Here is a 357-nt window from a genome sequence, read left to right on the forward strand (position 1 = left end):
AGGTTTAGATTTTTAACGTCTTTGTTTTGATATCCACAACAAGAACATAATTGGCTTGAAGCAAATGTTTTCGATACAACAATGACTTGTTTGCCGTACCATTTTGCTTTGTATTCCAACATAGTTCGAAACTGAGACCATGATACCTCACTAATTGCTTTTGCTAACTTATGATTCTTTAACATATTCGATACTTGCAAATCCTCTATACCGATAACATCGTGGTTTTTGATGATTTCAGTCGAGATTTTGTCCAAGTAATCTTTTCTAGCATTCGTCATGTATTCATGAATTCTAGCTACTTTTACTCGTTGTTTATTCCAGCGAGAAGATCCTTTCATTCTTCTAGAAAGAACA

Annotated in this window: 1 protein-coding gene; it reads right to left on the reverse strand. The window is 33.9% G+C overall.

Annotated elements, in window-relative coordinates:
- The coding region (locus JDS80_RS30800) for an RNA-guided endonuclease TnpB family protein (RefSeq protein ID WP_199640828.1) at nucleotides 1-357 on the reverse strand (357 nt) is incomplete at both ends.

The organism is Bacillus cereus group sp. N8 (assembly GCF_016483685.1).
GTDB classification, from domain to species: domain Bacteria; phylum Bacillota; class Bacilli; order Bacillales; family Bacillaceae_G; genus Bacillus_A; species Bacillus_A proteolyticus.